The organism is Pseudomonas sp. AM4(2022), assembly GCF_036346515.1.
GTDB lineage: Bacteria > Pseudomonadota > Gammaproteobacteria > Pseudomonadales > Pseudomonadaceae > Aquipseudomonas > Aquipseudomonas paracarnis.
In genome coordinates this window covers 114,706-132,094 of sequence record NZ_JAOTNW010000005.1, presented here as the reverse complement: position 1 = coordinate 132,094, position 17,389 = coordinate 114,706, and the positions used below count along the sequence as shown (strand labels likewise).

The window sequence follows — 17,389 nt, the reverse complement described above, 5'->3', positions numbered from 1 at the left end:
ACCTAACCCCACCAATTTTATTTGAATTCCAATGCCAGAGCGGTGCACCACGCTTCAGCGCGCGCGCTCTGGGGCAACAACTTCAGCTGACGTCCGTGCTCATGCGGCGTAATGGTAATGGTCATGTCTGGCTTTGGCAAAAAGCCTGTGCCTTTATCTGGCCATTCGATCAGGCACAACGCATCTTCATCGAAGTAATCACGGATGCCCATGAACTCCAGCTCTTCGGGATCGACCAGGCGATAGAGGTCGAAATGGAAAGCACGCACGTCGCCGATCTCGTAGGGCTCGACCAACGTGAAGGTCGGGCTTTTTACCGCGCAGGTATGGCCCAGGCCGCGAATAATTCCCCGGGACAGTGTGGTTTTGCCTGCGCCCAGGTCGCCCTCGAGAAAGATCAACCCGGCCCCTTGCGTGACCTGTGAAATACGCTGGCCCAACGCGACCATGGCCTCTTCATCGGCCAGGAAAAGAATCACTTCAGACACGCAGACTGCTCCTCCAGCAATTGACGAATGGCAGGAATCAGGTCGCTGGCGACCAAACCGCGACCCAAGCTGCCTTGGCGTTCCCCCGCCGTGGCGTGCAACCACACGGCCAGGCAGCCGGCTTCATACGCCGGCATGCCCTGGGCCAGTAACGCCGCCACCAGGCCGGCCAGCACATCGCCGAGCCCCGCTGTTGCCATCGCCGGGTGGCCTTGATCACACCGCGACACACGCCCATCCGGGCTGGCAATCAAACTGCCAGCACCCTTGAGGATAGCCACTGCGTTGAATTTGTGGCTCAACGCGCGCGCCACCTTAAGGCGATCTGCCTGAACCTCGGCTGTCGATAGCCCCAATAAACGCGCAGCTTCGCCCGGATGAGGAGTAATCACAGAGTTGGCCGGCAGCTCGACGCTGCCAGTGGCCAGTTGATTGAGCGCGTCGGCGTCCCACACCTGCGGCTGGCGGGCATTGGCTGCAACCGACAACAGGCTTTTGCCCCAAGCGGCATCGCCCAGGCCCGGGCCAATGACGATCACCGAGATTTTTTCCAGCAGGCCCATCAACTGGTTGGCCGAACTCACGCCGACGGCCATGACCTCCGGCAGCCGAGCCAGAGCGGCCGGCACGTGTTCCGGCCGCGTCGCCAGCGAGACCATGCCGGCGCCGCTGCGCAGGGCACTTTCGGTGCTCAGCAACGCCGCGCCGCCAAAGCCATGGTCACCACCGATGACCAGCAGGTGGCCGAATTGGCCCTTATGGGCGTCCGGGGAACGCGCAGCCAGTTGCGGCAAATGGCCGGGCAACAACAGCTGAACGTCGGTAATTGGGTGTTTTGTCTGAGGCATGCGTCTTCAAGCTCCGATGTCTGGCAGAATTATACGCATCTAACCTGTGGTTTCCCGTGTCTCATGCCTGCTATTACCTCCGATCTGCCCGCCCTTGCCCAATCGATCAAAGACTGGGGACGCGAGCTGGGCTTTCAACAAGTGGGCATCAGCGGCCTCGACCTGGCTGAGCATGAACAGCACCTGCAACGCTGGCTCGACGCGGGTTACCACGGCGAGATGGACTACATGGGCGCCCACGGCAGCAAACGCTCGCACCCGGACGAGCTGGTGCCCGGTACCTTGCGCGTGGTGTCACTGCGAATGGACTACCTGCCCGGCGACACCCAAATGGCGCAATTGCTGGCCCAGCCAGAAAAAGCCTACATCTCGCGCTACGCCCTGGGCCGCGATTACCACAAGCTGATCCGCAAGCGCGTGCAGCAACTGGCCGACCGCATCCAGGCGCAGATCGGGCCGTTTGGCTTTCGCGCCTTCGTCGACAGCGCGCCGGTCCTGGAAAAAGCCATCGCCGAACAAGCCGGCCTGGGCTGGATCGGTAAAAACACCCTGGTGCTCAACCGCAAGGCCGGCAGTTATTTCTTCCTGAGCGAACTGTTTGTCGATTTACCGTTGCCGGTGGACCCACCCCACGCCACCGAACACTGCGGCCGCTGCACGGCGTGCCTGGACATCTGCCCCACTAACGCCTTCGTCGGCCCTTACGTGCTGGACGCGCGACGCTGCATTTCCTACCTGACCATCGAACTCAAGAGCGCCATCCCCGAAGACCTGCGCCCACTGATCGGCAACCGGGTGTTTGGCTGCGATGACTGTCAGATCGTTTGCCCGTGGAATCGTTTCGCCCGATCCACCGCCGAAAGCGATTTCAAGCCACGGCACAATCTGGATAACGCTGAACTGGCCGAATTGTTTATGTGGGACGAGGATAAATTCCTCCGCAGCACCGAGGGCTCACCCCTACGCCGCGCCGGTTACGAGCGCTGGTTACGCAACCTGGCGGTGGGCCTGGGCAATGCGCCCTCCAGCATTCCGGTATTGGAGGCACTCAAGGCGCGGCGGGACTACCCCTCGGAGCTGGTACGCGAACACGTGGAGTGGGCGCTGAACCAGCACGCGGCCCGCTAGTGTACGTCGTCGTTGTAGACGAACTTGGGCATTTCCCAGTGAAAACGGATCGCCAGCAAGCGCAATAGAAAGCCGCTGAACAGCGTCAGCAGAATCGCCTGTTCGCTGGGCAGTTCCAGATACAGGCACAGCAAGTAGAACCAGGCGGCCAGGAATGACACGCTGGCGTACAACTCGCGGCGGAAGATCAGCGGAATGTCGTTACAGAAGATGTCCCGCAGGATGCCGCCGAATACGCCGGTGATGACCCCGCTGACGGACGCCACCAACATGCCGTGACCCATTTCCAGGGCGGTCATGCAGCCAATCAGGGTAAACGCCACCAACCCCAAGGCGTCCAGCGCCAAAAACAGCGAGCGCAGGCGGCGCATCAGCGGCGCGATAAAGATCGTCACCAATGCCGCAACGGAGGTCAGCACCAGGTATTCCGGGTGTTTGACCCAGGTCAGCGGGTAGTGGCCAAGCAACACATCGCGCACCGAACCGCCGCCCAAGGCCGTCACGCAAGCGATCAGCACCACGCCAAACCAGTCCATGCCACGCCGACCCGCGGACAGGGCGCCAGTCATGGCTTCGGCGGTGATGGCGACGAGGTAGAGCATCAGCAACATGATGGCGATCCTGACAGAGAGGCCGGCAGTCTAATCATTTGCCGAGAGCACCAAAAGGGGGCGCTTGGCTAAAGACCGCGTCGCGCCATTCGCGAGCAAGCCCGCTCCCACACTTGACCGAGTTTTCATGACGAACGGGGAACATATGTGGGAGCGGGCTTGCTCGCGAAGGCGTCGGGCCAGGCGCTACATCTTCAAGCCTTGATGAAATGCTTGCGGTAATGCTGCAACTCGGCAATCGACTCGCGAATATCATCCAGCGCCAAGTGCGTGCTGCCTTTATGGAAGCTGTCTTTGACTTCCGGCGCCCAACGCGCAGCCAGTTCCTTCAAGGTCGACACGTCCAGGTTGCGGTAGTGGAAGTAACTTTCCAGCCCCTTCATGTGCGTATAAAGGAAGCGACGGTCCTGGCAGATGCTATTGCCGCAAATAGGCGACTTGCCCTTGGGCACCCATTTTTCCAGAAAGGCGATGGTTTCGGCCTCGGCTTCGGCCATGCTGATGCGGCTGTCGCGCACGCGCTGGGTCAGCCCGGAGTTACCGTGGGTGCGGGTGTTCCACTCGTCCATGGTGGCGAGTACCGCGTCGCTGTGGTGGATGGCGATCACCGGGCCTTCGGCCAAGGTGTTGAGGTTGCTGTCGGTGACAATGGTCGCCATCTCGATGATGACGTCGGTGTCGGGGTTCAGACCGGTCATTTCCAGATCGATCCAAATCAGGTTCTGTGGGTTTTGCATGGCTTGATTCTCTTGGCACCTTGGCGTAGCCGGGCAGTTTAGCAGGCGGGGGCGTGCTAGACTCGCGACCGTTTTACCCAACTTTTGCATTATCGACACGGAACACCAATGGCCAAACGCCAGCTCAACCGTCGCCAAAACTGGCGCATCGAAAAGATTCAAGGTGAACGCGCCGCCCGCGCCGCCAAACGTGAATCCTCCGCCGTGGAAGCGCTCGAGGGCGGCGACCTGGGCCCCGAACAAACAGGCCTGGTGATCGCGCACTTTGGTGTGCAGGTCGAAGTCGAGGCGCTCGAAGGCGAACTCGCAGGCCAGGTGTTCCGTTGCCACTTGCGCGCCAACCTGCCCGCGCTGGTCACCGGCGACAAAGTGGTGTGGCGTGCCGGCAACCAGGGCATCGGCGTCATCGTCGCCCAGTTGCCGCGCAGCACCGAACTGCGCCGCCCCGACAGCCGTGGACAGCTCAAGCCGGTGGCGGCCAACGTCGACATGATCGTGATCGTGTTCGCGCCGCTGCCCGAGCCCCATGCCAACCTGATCGACCGTTATCTGGTCGCGGCTGAACATGCCGGCATCCGCCCGTTGTTGTTGCTGAACAAATTCGACTTGATCGACGAGCAGAACGCCCCCGCGCTCAATGCGTTGCTGGCGGTCTACCGCACCCTGGGCTACCCGGTGCTGGAAGTGTCAGCTCACCACGGCAACGGCATGGAACAGCTGCAACAACAGTTGGACGGGCGTATCAGCGTGTTCGTCGGCCAGTCTGGCGTGGGCAAGTCGTCGCTGGTCAACAGCCTGTTGCCGGAAGTCGAAACCCGTGTGGGCCCGCTGTCGGAACTGTCCGGCCAGGGCACCCACACCACCACCACCGCACGGTTGTTCCACTTCCCGGGCGGCGGCGAGCTGATCGACTCACCCGGTATTCGTGAGTTCGGCTTGGGCCACGTCAGCCGCAGCGATGTGGAAGCGGGCTTCATTGAGTTCAACGACCTGATCGGCACCTGCCGCTTCCGCGACTGCAAACACGACCGCGAACCGGGCTGTGCATTGCTCAAGGCACTGGAAGATGGGCGCGTGCAGCAGCAGCGGATGAACAGCTATCGGTCGATTATTGCGAGCTTGCCTGAGAGCAGTTATTGACGGTCAATTTCTTGATACACATAAACCAGGGCGCTGAACGCCCTAGCCCATTGATTTAACAGGAGCGGGCATCAAGAATTCGGATCAACTGGGTGGCTCATACACGCAAGCCAGCTTGTATTCAGATTTCCTGATGCCCATAATTGCTCCGTCACCAGCGAAAGCTGGCAGGAGTCTGGATCCTTTTCGGGGTTGATCCAGCGGCGCAGAAGGGGCGAAGCAAGCTCCGCTGCGTGTCGAATGAAGCCGCCTTCGGGCGGCTTTGCTTTTTGTGGGGAATTAACATTTGGCTCTCTACTATCACCCCAAACAAGGCGACGTGCTGCTGTGTGACTTCACACGAGGTTTTGTTGCACCGGAAATGCTGAAGATCCGCAAGGTTGTCGTGATATCGCCTACCGCGACCCACAATCGCAAGCTTTGCACCGTGGTGCCAATCTCCTCTACTGCGCCAGAAACCCAGCACGACTGGCACCACTTGCTACGCACCAATCCACTTCAGTCCGATGGCTATAAAGAGCTTTGGGTGAAGTGCGACATGATTTATACCGTCAGCTTCGAGCGCCTCGACAAGCTGCATAGAAAGACTCGCACAAAAGGCCGAGAGTACTTTGTCCCACGCCTGTGCGCCGATGACATGCGGGGCGTAGTTAATGGTGTCAAAGCCTACCTGCCACTCTGACCGCCAATGAAAACGCCCCGAATGATTCGGGGCGTTTTGGTTTCTGCTGTAGAGAGATAAGTTACGAGGCCGGCGCAGGCACCGTAGGATCCTTCATCCCGCCATCATCAAACAGGTTCAGCTTCTGGCGCAGCTCATGGGCTGGCAGCGGTTCCTGCTCCGGCGGCAGCGCGTTCGGGTCGGCCGGCACTTCGCCTGGCGCACCGTCGCCCTGGGTCGGTGCCGGTGGCGGTGGTTGATCGCCTTCAATCGCACGCTGGGCTTTTTTGGTCAGCACCACGATATCAATGCGGCGGTTGACCGGGTTGAACGGGTCTTTGGGATCAAACAGCTGCGAGGAGGCAAAGCCCACCACCCGCGCCACTTGCGGGTCCGGGTAGCTGCCGGCCACCAGCGCACGCCGGGCAGCATTGGCGCGGTTGGCCGAGAGTTCCCAGTTGCCGAAATCGCCCTGGCCCGCGTAGGGTTTGGCGTCGGTATGCCCGCTGATGCTGATCTTGTTCGGCACCGCCTTGATGGTGTCAGCCATGGCCAGCAGGATGTCTTCAAAGTACGGCTTCAAGCGCGCACTGCCAGAGTCGAACATCGGCCGGTTGGCGGCATCGGTAATCTGGATGCGTAGCCCCTCGGGGGTGATCTCGAAGGAAATCTGGTCCTTGAACTTCAGCAACTGTGGGTTTTCTTCAACCTTGTTCTGCAATTCTTGCAGCAACAGTTCCAGTCGCTCTTGTTCGACCTGCTCGGCCATGGACTCGACAGTGTCGCGCTCAATAGGGATTTTTTCCTGGGGCGACTCAGTTTGCACTTCGGGGTTGATGGTGCGCTCGGGCGCCAGTTCCGGCGAGCCGCCCAGGTCAATGACAAACGGCGTGCCGCTTTCCGAAAAGCCAATCGGGTCTTTGAAGTAGCCGGCGATGGCGATCTTCTGTTCTGGCGTAGCGGTGGACATCAGCCACAGCACCAGGAAGAACGCCATCATCGCCGTGGCAAAGTCGGCGAAGGCGATTTTCCAGGCGCCGCCATGGTGCCCCGCAGCGAAGCGCTTGACGCGCTTGATGATGATCGGCTGGTTGTTTTCCATGGCTTAACGACCGCGAACCGCTTGTTCCAGCTCGGAGAAACTTGGACGATGTTTCGGGTACAACACCTTGCGCCCGAACTCCACGGCCAGCGACGGCGGCATGCCCGACGCCGATGCCACCAGGCACGCCTTGATCGCTTCGTACAGATTGATTTCTTCCTTGGCATCGTGGGCCAGGGAGGTGGCGAGCGGGCCGAAGAAACCATAGGCGGCAAGAATACCGAAGAAGGTGCCCACCAGCGCCGCACCTACGTGCATGCCGATGGCCGCCTGATCGCCTTCGCCCAGGGAGGCCATGGTCACCACGATACCCAGTACCGCCGCGACAATACCAAAACCAGGCATACCGTCGGCGATGCCGGTCACGGCGTGGGAAGGATGCTCCAGTTCTTCCTTAAGGCTGAACAACTCCATGTCGAACAGGCCTTCCAGCTCGTGGGGCGCCATGTTGCCGGAGGACATGATGCGCAGGTAATCACAGATATACGCGGTCATGCGCTCGTCTTTGAGCACGGCCGGGTACTTGGCAAAAATCGGGCTGGCCGCGGCGTCTTCGATATCGCCTTCGATCGCCATCATGCCTTCGCGGCGGCTCTTGTTGAGGATCTCGTAGATCAGCCCCAGCACTTCCAGATAAAACGTGTGGGAGAAGCGCGAGCTGAACATGCCCAAGGACTTCTTGACCACGTGCATGGTCATATAGCCTGGGTTGGCCTGCAAAAATGCGCCGAACGCGGCACCGCCGATAATCAGCACCTCAAAAGGCTGGATCAGTGCGGCGATTTTACCGTGGGAGAGGACGTACCCTCCGAGCACACTTGCGATGACGACAATGATGCCGATAATTTTAGCCATAGGAGAGGGGTACTTGCGCCGTCGGGTTCATGGACATATTGGGTGCAGCAGAAAACTCTTGTTCTACTTATCGGCAAAACTGCGCCAGACTATAGCCCGTTAAGGCGAAAAGCCAATTCGGCCCGTTCCGGGCGTGTTGAACGCAAGTGATGATCGCGCCCCAATCATGGCAATTGAAACGACAGTCCCAACGAACCGCCCCACTACGCTCGCCGCTTGGATCAAGTGCCTGGACGACGTGCTGCTGCCCGTGCCCCAGGCCAGTCATGAGCGCGTGTGCAAAGCTATTCGCGATAGCCGCAGTTCATTGCGAGATATTGCGGAGCTGATGCAAGACAGCCCGGCCCTCGTGCTGAGCGTGATGCGCGAAGCCAACAGCCAAGCCCATGGTAGCCTGGCCGAACCTGCGGAAAACCTTGAAGTCGCGCTTAACCGTCTTGGCCTCAAACGTGCCGAGGAGCTGTTGGCGCGCCTGCCTTCGGTACCCGCCCGCGAAATCCCCGTGGCCTTGCGTCAACTGCTGCTGATCAGCCAGCACGCATCCCAGCAAGCCAACGGTTTGTTCGGCAGTCGCCTGGCGCGGTTGTGGCAGGACATCCACTGGGGCAGCCTGCTGTTTTTGTCGCCACTGTGGCCGATGGCCGTCGCCTACCCCAAGCTTCTGGAGGAGTGGGAGTTGCGGGTGATCCATAAAGGCCAATCGGCGCGCCAGGTCGAGCAACAGCTGTTCGGCGTGCGTTTGCTTGACCTGTGCCTGGGCTTGACAGAAGCCTGGCACCTGCCGATCTGGGTTTCACAGGGCTACAAGTTGCTGTTGGCCGAGCAACGCCTGCTGGTCAAGGCGCTGCACATTGCCCGCCAAGACGATGCCCTGCGCCACCAGCAATTGCTCGATGCCGAGCCCAACCTGCGACGCTGGCTGAACCAGCCGGCCAACACCGTGTTGCTGGCCAACGGCCTGGCGATGTCGGCCCAGGAGTCCTGGACCTGCCCGCACACCGAGCGCTGGCAATACCTGACGGCGCTGTACCTGCAAACGCCGTTGAGCGATGTGCAACAGCAAGCCCACCAGCAAGCGGTGACCAGTGCTCGTACCACCTTGATGCCCGACCTCTGGCACCCGGCGCTGTCGCTGATCTGGCCGTGGCACGTACAGAAAGTCCATCGCGGCTTGCTGCCTGCACCGCCTCCGACTGCCGAAGCGCTGGCCGTGTGGCGCACGCGTTGCACCGAGCTGCTGGTGGAGCCGAGCCGCTTTGCCAACGCCATGCACCTGACCACTTGCGCCAAGGAAGCCCTGGTCGCCAGTGGCATGCAGCGGGTACTGATATTCATGGCAGATCGCGCCTTGAGCACCTTGCGTGTACACCAGGCCGACGGCCTGCCCAAGGACGCGGCTCACCTGAGCCTGGATGTGGTCAACAGCACGTTGCTGCAACGTCTGCTGGAAAAGTCCGCCCAGGTACGCCTGAACCCCGACAACCATGCGCAGTTTTCCGCATTGCTGCCACCGATCCTGCGTCGTCTGTTTATTGGCGAGCACCTGCTGTTGCGCTCACTGAGCTGCAACGGTCGCGTGGTCATGCTGATCGTGGCGGACCAGGGCGGCGGGCCATTCTCGGAAACCACCGTGCAGGCGTTCGGCAAAACCGCCCAATGCATCGAGAAAGCCCTGCACAGCTTTACCAACCGCAGCGCCTGATGCTTGCGCTACAATCACCGGCCTTTATCGCCAACATTTGTGCCCAGGAGACCTCACATGCCTGACTTCTCTGGCTTGCCGCTGGTGATCGAATCCGCCGACCTGTTGGGTCGCCTCGATTCCAAGCACTTGATACTGGTAGACCTCACCAGTGTCGCCCGCTACGCCGAAGGGCATATCCCCGGCGCGCATTTCGTTGACCCCAAGCGCACCCAACTGGGCCAGCCACCCGCACCCGGCTTGCTACCGAGCAAGGCCGACCTGGAAAAACTGTTCGGCGAACTGGGCCACACCCCGGACGCCACCTATGTGGTCTATGACGACGAAGGCGGCGGTTGGGCCGGGCGTTTTATCTGGATGCTCGACGTGATCGGCCACCAGAAATATCACTACCTCGACGGCGGCCTGCTGGCATGGCTGGAGGAAGGGCACCCGCTTTCCACCGATGTGCCCCCGGCAGCCGGCGGCCCGGTCAGCCTCACGCTGCACGACGGCCCTACCGCCACCCGTGAGTACCTGCAAAGCCGTCTCGGCGCGGCCGACCTGGGTATCTGGGACGCTCGTGGCCCGCTGGAGTATTCCGGCGAGAAAGTGCTCGCAGCCAAGGGCGGCCACATTCCCGGTGCGGTGAACTTCGAATGGACCGCCGGCATGGACAAGGCTCGCAACCTGCGTATTCGCCGTGACATGCCGCAGATCCTCGAAGACCTCGGGCTGACCAAAGACAAAGAAATCATCACCCACTGCCAGACTCACCACCGCTCTGGCTTCACCTACCTGGTGGCCAAGGCGCTCGGTTATCCGCGAGTCAAAGGTTATGCCGGTTCCTGGGGCGAATGGGGCAACCACCCCGACACCCCCGTTGAGATTTAAGGTTTAAGGACAGTTATGAAAAAGCAGTTGTTTATCCTCAGCCAGTACTTGCTGCCGCACCACTTGCTGTCGCGCCTGGCCGGCTGTATCGCCGAATGCCGCGTGCGCTGGTTCAAGAACGCCTTTACCGCCTGGTTCGCCAAGCGCTACCAGGTGGATATGTCCCAGGCCCTGGTGGAAGACCTGACCGCCTACGAGCACTTCAACGCCTTCTTCACCCGCGCGTTGAAAGACGGCGCCCGCCCGTTGGATGCAACCCCAGGCGCAGTGCTGAGCCCCGCCGATGGCGCGGTCAGCCAGCTAGGCCCGATCGAACATGGCCGTATCTTCCAGGCCAAGGGCCACAGCTTCAGCGTGCTGGAACTGCTCGGTGGCGATGCAGCGATGGCTGCGCCGTTCATGGGTGGCGAGTTCGCGACTATTTACCTGTCGCCCAAAGACTATCACCGAGTGCACATGCCACTGGCCGGTACCCTGCGCGAGATGGTGTATGTGCCAGGGCGGATTTTCTCGGTCAACCAGACCACCGCCGAAAACGTGCCGGAGCTGTTCGCCCGTAACGAGCGTGCTGTCTGCTTGTTCGACACCGAACGTGGCCCGATGGCCGTGGTGTTGGTGGGTGCGATGATCGTGGCGTCGATTGAAACCGTGTGGGCCGGCTTGGTAACGCCGCCGAAACGTGAGCTGAAAACCTTCCGTTACGACGAAGCTGCGCGCGCGCCGATTCATCTGGAAAAAGGTGCTGAACTGGGTCGCTTCAAGTTGGGCTCGACCGCCATCGTGCTGTTTGGGCCGGATCAGGTGAAGTGGGCTGAAGAACTGGCAGCGGGTACGCCGGTGCAGATGGGCCAGGGTATCGCCTTGCCTAAAGCCTGATATTGCTGGTGACATCCAATGTGGGAGACGGGCTTGCCCGCGATGGCGGAGTGTCAGTCAACACATCATTGACTGAACTGCCGCTATCGCGGGCAAGCCCGGCTCCCACATTTTTGCCTGTATTTCTACAGTGAGATCGGCTTATAGCTGACCGTCGCGGTCACGCAAGCCCAACAGATACAACACACCATCGAGCCCCAACGTCGAAATCGCCTGCTTGGCCGATTGCTTGACCAACGGCTTGGCACGGAAGGCCACGCCCAACCCGGCAATCGCCAGCATCGGCAGGTCATTGGCGCCGTCGCCGACCGCAATGGTCTGCTCCAGGCGCAAGCCTTCCTTGTGGGCCAATTCCTTGAGCAGGTCGGCCTTGCGTTGCGCGTCGACAATCGGCTCCACCGCCACGCCAGTCACTTTGCCATCCACCACTTCCAGCTCGTTGGCGAATACATAGTCAATGCCCAGCTTGGCCTGCAACTGCTTGGCGAAGTAAGTGAAGCCGCCGGACAGGATGGCGGTCTTGTAGCCCAGTCGCTTGAGTTCGGCGAACAGGGTTTCGGCACCTTCAGTCAGGCGCAGCGACGCGCCGATCGAGTCCAGCACGCCCACGTCCAGGCCCTTGAGCAGCGCCAGACGCTCCTTGAAGCTGGCACGAAAATCCAGCTCGCCGGCCATCGCGCGCTCGGTAATTTCCGACACTTGCTCGCCCACACCGGCCGCCTTGGCCAGCTCGTCGATGACTTCGGCTTCGATCAAGGTGGAGTCCATGTCGAACACCGCCAGGCGGCGGTTGCGACGGAACAGGGAGTCTTCCTGGAAGGCGATATCGACATTCAGTTCCTGAGCCACGCTCAGGAAGTCGGCGCGCAGCGCTTGCGCGTCAGCCGGTTCGCCGCGCACGGAGAACTCGATACAACCCTTGCCCTTGTCGGCCGGGGTGTCCAATGGCATGCGACCCGACAGACGGTCAATATGGTCAATGTTCAGCCCGTATTGCGCGGTGATGGAACTGACGCGCTGCAACTGCTCGGCCGTTACCTTGCGAGTCAACAGGGTCACGATGTGGCGTTTTTTGCCCTGACCTTCCACCCAATGCTGGTAATCCGCTTCGGACACCGGGGTGAAACGCACCTGTTGATCGAGCTTATACGCCGCAAACAGGATGTCCTTGAGTACCGAGGAGGCCTGTTCGGTGCTGGGGATCTCCACCAGGATGCCAAACGACAAAGTGTCGTGGATCACCGCCTGGCCGATGTCGAGAATGTTCACACCACCCTGGGCCAGGACGCCGGTAATGGCTGCGGTGAGACCCGGTCGGTCTTCACCCGTGATGTTGATCAGGACAATTTCGCGCAAAGCGCACCCCCAGGCTGGAAAAAAACCGCATTCTACCCACTTTCAGTGACCATCGGGCACAGCCAGTGCTTTGCCGGTCATGGGCCTGTCGCTATACTGCGCGTCAACTTCACGGACCAAGAGCCGAGCGCAAGTGAACCGGCCCACGCCAGTAAAAACCGATAACTTCTTCCTGCTGATCTTCCGGGCACTGCGCCATCGCCGTGTACCGATTGCATTGCGTATCGCCAGCCATAACGTGATCCTGGTCGCTCTGGCCCTGGTGATCTATGCCTGCGTGATGGGTTTGCAGTTCAAGCAGGCCATGCACGAGCAAGCTGACGCCCTGGGCGCGAGCCTGACAACCCAGACTGCCACTTCGGCGACTGAGTTGCTGGTGTCCAACGACATCCTCAGCCTTAACGTGCTGCTCAACAACCTGACCAAGAACCCGCTGGTGGCCCACGCCGCTATCTATAGCGTGGACAACCGGATCATGGCCGAGGCCGGGCAGCGCCCGAAAAACGGTCTGCTCGGTGAGGCCGAAGGCCTGTATCAGAGCAATATTACGTTCCAGGACGTGAAGGCCGGCCAATTGCGGATCAGCCTTGATATGCAACAGTTCCAGCAGCCGATGACCATCAGCCTGCAAAGCATGGGCATTCTGAGCGCGATCCTGCTGGCTTTGGCTCTGGCCTTGAGCCTGCGCCTAGGCCGGCATATCTCCACGCCCTTGATGCAACTGCGCATCTGGCTGCGGGATATCGACGAACACACTCCGGCTACTGATCGCCAGGATGAAATCGGCGACCTCGCGCGCCAGCTCCACGCCAGCTTTGCCCCGGAGCCAAAAGCGCCTGAAGTCGAGCCCGAGCCTGAGTACGACGACGCCGAGGACTACACCGACGAGCCTGAGTTTGAAGTGCGCAACCTGCGCGACCCAGGCTTCGACGACAGCGCCCCGGTGGCCGGCCTTAAGCCTGCGCCGCGCCATGTAGTCAAGGCCGAGGAAGACGAACTGGACGACGAAGACCCGTTCGCCGACCTGCGCGACACCTCGGCAGCCGCCCCGGTCGCCGCACCTAAACCGGTTGTGGTCAAGAACGCCGAGCCGCAGCACAGTGCCGTACTCGCCGTGCAGTTGGGCTCCCAGGAGCAACTGCGCCGCCTGCCCCGTGCCCGCCTGACCGAACTGCTCGAACGCTACCGCGACTGCCTCGACCAGGCCGCTTCGCTCTACCAGAGCGAACTGCACACCCTGAACGATGGCAGCACACTGATGCTATTCCATAGCGAAGACAGCGGCGAAGACTACCTGACCAATGCCATCTGCTGCGGCGAGCTGTTGCGCGCCCTGGGCCACGCCCTGCAGATAGAAGTGGCCGACAGCGGCATCACGCTGCAACTGCAGCTGGGTCTAACCGTGGGTGACGACCTGTTTGGCATGAGCCAGATCGACCTTCTGCTGACCGAAATCGCCCAGGATGCCCTGGCCTTGTCCCAGCACAGCCGCAACCTGCTGCTGGTAGAGCGCAAGATCAGTGAAGACACGCTGATCCGTCAACGCGCGCGCATCCGCCCGATTGCCAGCCCTGAAGGGGCCAGCTGTGTGGAGCGGTTGATGGAGCCGTATCCGTCGATGCTGGAGCGCCAGTTGGCGCGGATGCATGAGACCCGTAAGCCCTGACTACTGTGGAGCTGGGCTTGTGTGGGAGCGGGCTTGCTCGCGAAGGCGGTGTCAGTCAGCTGGTTTACCCCTGACACACCGCCTTCGCGAGCAAGCCCGCTCCCACAGTTGATCTTCAACATGACCCAAATCCTGCACAAACAAAAAGGCCCGCTTATTCAGCGGGCCTTTTGTTTGTGCGCCATTCAGATCAGAACCTGAACACTTCCAAGTCCGTGCGGATCGGCGTGGCCATCGGCATCTTCGGTTTTTCCGGGGCCGCAGGCTTGGCCTGGGCAGGCGCCTGTTTACGCGGCTGCGCTTCGGCAATCGGCGGCTGATTGGCCAATGGCTTGAGCGCCACCGACAACTGCTGCGCCAAGTGCTGCAACAGCACGCCCTGGGCCTGGACCTGGGACGCAGTGGTGCCGGCGTGTTCTTCCTGCAGATGCACAATGCGGTTGTCCCGCACCTGCCCGCGACGGTCGATCAGGCGCCACTGTGCATCCAGGATCGCCGGTTGCGACTTGCCGGAATCCAGCCGCGTAATGGTCAGCAACACCTGTACATCCGGGGTGAACCCGGAGGGTCCCGGTGCCAGGACCACACGCTGGCTGTCTAACTGGCCAGCGACCTGACGCAACATCAACTGGTTGATATCCGACGACAGGCTACCGGCCCAACGACCATCTGTGGAACCTTGCAGGCTGCCGTCGTTCTGACGTTGAAGCAGGGTTTCGCGTTGCAGGTAATCGGCAACGACTACCGGCCCCAGCAATACTGCCATGCCAGCGGTTTGGGCTGGCTGAGCCGGACTTCCGCTGTCCAGCTGGTACAGCGACACCGGTTGATGTGTGCTGCAACCCGCCAACCCCAAAAGGCCAGCGAGCATCAAAAATAGAGGAAGGCGTGGAGCAGTCATCATCCCATCCAAGTGGCTGCCACAAGGCGAACCACAATGTAATACTAAAAATAACCTGAACACGCTCGGCCACGCCGGCGCTGGAAAGGCCATATCATCCGTGAATATGCGCCATGACTCCAGCGCGAAAGCATCGATCTACGCGTTAAATCGTAGATCGAGGCCTCTAGTACCGCTTAAACCGGCGTTTCGACCAGCAAGGCATCCACTCGCTGGAAGCCTCGTGGCAGTTTGTTACCTCGCCGGCCGCGCTCGCCCTTGTAGTGTTCAAGGTCGTCAGGGCGCAATGACAACGTGCGCTTGCCGGCCTGGAGCACCAGGGTAGAGCCTTCCGGGACCACGGCGATGTCAGTCACATACTCCTCGCGACTGGCCACTCGGTCACCGGGAATCCCGATAATCTTGTTGCCTTTACCCTTGCCCAGCTGCGGCAAGTCGCTGATCTTGAACACCAGCAAGCGCCCTTCGGTGGTCACCGACGCCAGCCAGTTGCTTTCACGATCTTCCACCGGCCTTGGCAAAATCACCTTGGCGTTGTTCGGCAGGCTCAACAGCGCCTTGCCCGCCTTGTTCTTGGCCTGCAGGTCTTCGCCCTTGACCACGAAACCGTAACCGGCGTCGGAGGCGATGACATACAGCGAATCATCGTCCGGCAACAGCACGCACTCGAAATTCGCCCCCGGTGGCGGCGTGAGGCGCCCGGTCAACGGCTCGCCCTGCCCCCGTGCAGACGGCAGGGTGTGGGCTGGCACCGAATAACTGCGCCCGGTCGAGTCGATAAACACCGCGAACTGATTGGAACGCCCGGCGGCAGCGGTCTTGAAGCCATCACCGGCTTTGTACGAAAGGCCGGTGGCGTCAATATCATGCCCTTTGGCGGAGCGAACCCAACCCTTTTCCGACAGAACGACGGTAATTTTCTCGTTGGGCAACAGCTCGGTTTCGGTCAGAGCCTTGGCTTCAGCGCGCTCGACGATAGGCGAGCGACGGTCATCGCCATAGGTTTCGGCGTCTTTGATCAGTTCGCTGCGCACCAGCTTCTTGAGCTTGGCTTCGCTGCCCAGCAGGGCTTGCAGCTTGGCTTGTTCCTTGAGCAGCGCATCCTGCTCGTCGCGCAGCTTCATTTCTTCCAGGCGTGCCAACTGGCGCAAGCGGGTGTCGAGGATGTAGTCCGCCTGAATTTCGCTCAGCTCGAAACGCGCGATCAGCTCGGCCTTCGGGTGCTCGGCGGTACGGATGATATGAATCACTTCATCCAGGTTGAGGTAGGCAATCAGCAAACCGTCCAACAGGTGCAGGCGGCGCTCGACCTTGTCGAGGCGAAATTGCAGGCGGCGACGCACGGTCTGTACGCGAAACTCCAACCACTCCACCAGCAGGTTGCGCAGGTTCTTCAACTGCGGCTTGCCGTCCAGGCCGATGATGTTGACGTTGACCCGGTAGCTGGACTCCAGCTCGGTGCTGGCGAACAAGTGCTGCATCAGCACTTCGTGATCCACCCGGCTGTTGGTCGGGATGATCACGATGCGGCATGGGTTCTCATGGTCGGACTCGTCACGCAGGTCGGCCACTTGCGGCAATTTCGACGGTTTGGCCTGCATCAACGCGGCGATCTGCTCCAGCACCTTGGCACCCGATACCTGGTGCGGCAGCGCGGTCACAATAATGTCGCCGTCCTCGATGTGGTACACAGCGCGCATACGCACCGAGCCCTTGCCGGTCTCATACATCTTCAGCAGGTCGGCACGCGGCGTGATGATTTCTGCTTCGGTCGGGTAATCCGGGCCCTGGATATGCTCGCAGAGCTGCTCGACCGTAGCCTTGGGCTCATCCAGCAAGCGCACGCAGGCGGTGGCGACTTCGCGCAGGTTGTGCGGCGGCACGTCAGTGGCCATGCCGACCGCAATACCAGTGGTGCCGTTGAGCAGGATATTCGGCAAACGCGCTGGCAACACCAGAGGCTCGTCGAGGGTGCCGTCAAAGTTCGGCCCCCAGTCGGCAGTGCCCTGGCCCAGCTCGCTGAGCAGCACTTCGGAGTAACGCGACAGCCGCGCCTCGGTGTAACGCATGGCGGCGAAGGATTTGGGGTCATCCGGTGCACCCCAGTTACCTTGGCCGTCCACCAGGGTATAGCGGTAGCTGAACGGCTGGGCCATCAGCACCATGGCTTCATAGCACGCCGAATCGCCGTGAGGGTGGAATTTACCCAGCACGTCACCGACGGTACGCGCCGATTTCTTGTGCTTGGAATCGGCGTCCAGGCCCAACTCACTCATGGCGTAGATGATGCGCCGTTGCACGGGCTTCAGGCCGTCGCCGATATGCGGCAAGGCACGGTCCATGATCACGTACATGGAGTAGTTGAGGTAGGCATTTTCGGTGAATTCAGCCAGCGACCGGCGTTCTACGCCATCTAAGCTGTCTGCGAGGATGTCACTCATGCGG

16 protein-coding genes are annotated in these 17,389 nt (G+C 60.9%); 7 read left to right on the top strand and 9 right to left on the bottom strand.

Features of this window, described 5'->3' with window-relative positions:
- Positions 1–17: 17 nt before the first annotated feature.
- Positions 18–488, bottom strand: coding sequence for a tRNA (adenosine(37)-N6)-threonylcarbamoyltransferase complex ATPase subunit type 1 TsaE (tsaE, locus tag ODQ19_RS08975; RefSeq protein WP_330209836.1), 471 nt, complete (start codon positions 486–488; stop codon positions 18–20).
- On the bottom strand, positions 476–1,336 hold the full coding sequence (locus ODQ19_RS08970; RefSeq protein ID WP_330209835.1) for an NAD(P)H-hydrate dehydratase: 861 nt from the start codon (positions 1,334–1,336) through the stop codon (positions 476–478). The genes tsaE and ODQ19_RS08970 overlap by 13 nt, the downstream gene beginning before the upstream one ends.
- A gap of 63 nt (positions 1,337–1,399) precedes the next feature.
- Between ODQ19_RS08970 and queG the strand changes: the two genes are divergently transcribed.
- Positions 1,400–2,464 carry a tRNA epoxyqueuosine(34) reductase QueG gene (queG, locus tag ODQ19_RS08965; protein WP_330209834.1) on the top strand — a complete coding sequence of 355 codons (1,065 nt, stop codon included), beginning with the start codon at positions 1,400–1,402 and terminating at the stop codon, positions 2,462–2,464.
- Here the strand turns inward: queG and ODQ19_RS08960 are convergent.
- Together ODQ19_RS08960 and orn are read right to left on the bottom strand one after the other, a co-directional pair.
- Positions 2,461–3,078 (bottom strand): trimeric intracellular cation channel family protein, encoded by a 618-nt coding sequence (locus ODQ19_RS08960; RefSeq protein WP_169856984.1) that lies wholly within the window; start codon positions 3,076–3,078, stop codon positions 2,461–2,463. The two genes, queG and ODQ19_RS08960, sit on opposite strands and share 4 nt — an antisense overlap.
- Before the next feature lie 191 nt (positions 3,079–3,269).
- The gene (gene orn / locus ODQ19_RS08955; protein ID WP_003171343.1) at positions 3,270–3,812 is read right to left on the bottom strand and encodes an oligoribonuclease; all 543 of its coding nucleotides are present in this window, start codon (positions 3,810–3,812) and stop codon (positions 3,270–3,272) included.
- A gap of 108 nt (positions 3,813–3,920) precedes the next feature.
- Between orn and rsgA the strand changes: the two genes are divergently transcribed.
- Both rsgA and ODQ19_RS08945 read left to right on the top strand, forming a co-directional pair.
- Positions 3,921–4,952, top strand: a complete 1,032-nt coding sequence (rsgA, locus tag ODQ19_RS08950; protein ID WP_003188044.1) for a small ribosomal subunit biogenesis GTPase RsgA — start codon at positions 3,921–3,923, stop codon at positions 4,950–4,952.
- A gap of 286 nt (positions 4,953–5,238) precedes the next feature.
- The gene (locus ODQ19_RS08945) at positions 5,239–5,634 is read left to right on the top strand and encodes a type II toxin-antitoxin system PemK/MazF family toxin (protein ID WP_005784213.1); all 396 of its coding nucleotides are present in this window, start codon (positions 5,239–5,241) and stop codon (positions 5,632–5,634) included.
- A 61-nt stretch (positions 5,635–5,695) separates the two neighbouring features.
- Here the strand turns inward: ODQ19_RS08945 and motB are convergent, their stop codons facing one another.
- Both motB and motA read right to left on the bottom strand, forming a co-directional pair.
- Positions 5,696–6,715: a flagellar motor protein MotB gene (gene motB, locus ODQ19_RS08940; RefSeq protein WP_060764582.1), complete on the bottom strand. Its 1,020-nt coding sequence runs from the start codon at positions 6,713–6,715 to the stop codon at positions 5,696–5,698.
- A gap of 3 nt (positions 6,716–6,718) precedes the next feature.
- On the bottom strand, positions 6,719–7,570 hold the full coding sequence (motA, locus tag ODQ19_RS08935; protein WP_003188041.1) for a flagellar motor stator protein MotA: 852 nt from the start codon (positions 7,568–7,570) through the stop codon (positions 6,719–6,721).
- A gap of 166 nt (positions 7,571–7,736) precedes the next feature.
- On the opposite strand from motA, the gene ODQ19_RS08930 reads away from it, so the two are divergent.
- Genes ODQ19_RS08930 through asd form a run of 3 tightly spaced genes read left to right on the top strand, consistent with a single transcriptional unit; the run spans position 7,737 to position 11,021 of the window.
- A complete protein-coding gene (locus ODQ19_RS08930) occupies positions 7,737–9,272 on the top strand; it encodes an HDOD domain-containing protein (RefSeq protein ID WP_116666752.1) in 1,536 nt (511 codons plus the stop codon).
- A 57-nt stretch (positions 9,273–9,329) separates the two neighbouring features.
- The gene (locus ODQ19_RS08925) at positions 9,330–10,145 is read left to right on the top strand and encodes a rhodanese-like domain-containing protein (RefSeq protein WP_014716657.1); all 816 of its coding nucleotides are present in this window, start codon (positions 9,330–9,332) and stop codon (positions 10,143–10,145) included.
- A 15-nt stretch (positions 10,146–10,160) separates the two neighbouring features.
- The gene (gene asd / locus ODQ19_RS08920) at positions 10,161–11,021 is read left to right on the top strand and encodes an archaetidylserine decarboxylase (RefSeq protein ID WP_330209833.1); all 861 of its coding nucleotides are present in this window, start codon (positions 10,161–10,163) and stop codon (positions 11,019–11,021) included.
- A 141-nt stretch (positions 11,022–11,162) separates the two neighbouring features.
- Here asd and serB read toward each other — a convergent pair whose 3' ends face one another.
- Entirely contained in the window at positions 11,163–12,377 is a 1,215-nt protein-coding gene (serB, locus tag ODQ19_RS08915) for a phosphoserine phosphatase SerB (protein WP_330209832.1), read from the bottom strand.
- Positions 12,378–12,510: 133 nt separating this feature from the next.
- Here serB and ODQ19_RS08910 point away from each other — a divergent pair, with 133 nt between their 5' ends.
- Positions 12,511–14,043 carry a histidine kinase gene (locus ODQ19_RS08910; RefSeq protein ID WP_330209831.1) on the top strand — a complete coding sequence of 511 codons (1,533 nt, stop codon included), beginning with the start codon at positions 12,511–12,513 and terminating at the stop codon, positions 14,041–14,043.
- Positions 14,044–14,233: 190 nt separating this feature from the next.
- Here the strand turns inward: ODQ19_RS08910 and ODQ19_RS08905 are convergent, their stop codons facing one another.
- Positions 14,234–14,947, bottom strand: a complete 714-nt coding sequence (locus ODQ19_RS08905) for a PqiC family protein (protein ID WP_032873461.1) — start codon at positions 14,945–14,947, stop codon at positions 14,234–14,236.
- 173 nt (positions 14,948–15,120) lie between these two features.
- Positions 15,121–17,385, bottom strand: a complete 2,265-nt coding sequence (parC, locus tag ODQ19_RS08900; RefSeq protein ID WP_330209830.1) for a DNA topoisomerase IV subunit A — start codon at positions 17,383–17,385, stop codon at positions 15,121–15,123.
- Positions 17,386–17,389 lie beyond the last annotated feature (4 nt).

Excerpts from the sequence above, each read along its gene's own strand:
- ODQ19_RS08970 (WP_330209835.1), bottom strand. The coding sequence starts at position 1,336 with ATGCCTCAGACAAAACACCCAATTACCGACGTTCAGCTGTTGTTGCCC.
- motB (WP_060764582.1), bottom strand. The coding sequence starts at position 6,715 with ATGGAAAACAACCAGCCGATCATCATCAAGCGCGTCAAGCGCTTCGCT.
- ODQ19_RS08925 (WP_014716657.1), top strand. The coding sequence starts at position 9,330 with ATGCCTGACTTCTCTGGCTTGCCGCTGGTGATCGAATCCGCCGACCTG.
- parC (WP_330209830.1), bottom strand. The coding sequence starts at position 17,385 with ATGAGTGACATCCTCGCAGACAGCTTAGATGGCGTAGAACGCCGGTCG.
- ODQ19_RS08905 (WP_032873461.1), bottom strand. The coding sequence starts at position 14,947 with ATGATGACTGCTCCACGCCTTCCTCTATTTTTGATGCTCGCTGGCCTT.
- motA (WP_003188041.1), bottom strand. The coding sequence starts at position 7,570 with ATGGCTAAAATTATCGGCATCATTGTCGTCATCGCAAGTGTGCTCGGA.
- rsgA (WP_003188044.1), top strand. The coding sequence starts at position 3,921 with ATGGCCAAACGCCAGCTCAACCGTCGCCAAAACTGGCGCATCGAAAAG.
- orn (WP_003171343.1), bottom strand. The coding sequence starts at position 3,812 with ATGCAAAACCCACAGAACCTGATTTGGATCGATCTGGAAATGACCGGT.
- queG (WP_330209834.1), top strand. The coding sequence starts at position 1,400 with ATGCCTGCTATTACCTCCGATCTGCCCGCCCTTGCCCAATCGATCAAA.
- ODQ19_RS08930 (WP_116666752.1), top strand. The coding sequence starts at position 7,737 with ATGGCAATTGAAACGACAGTCCCAACGAACCGCCCCACTACGCTCGCC.
- asd (WP_330209833.1), top strand. The coding sequence starts at position 10,161 with ATGAAAAAGCAGTTGTTTATCCTCAGCCAGTACTTGCTGCCGCACCAC.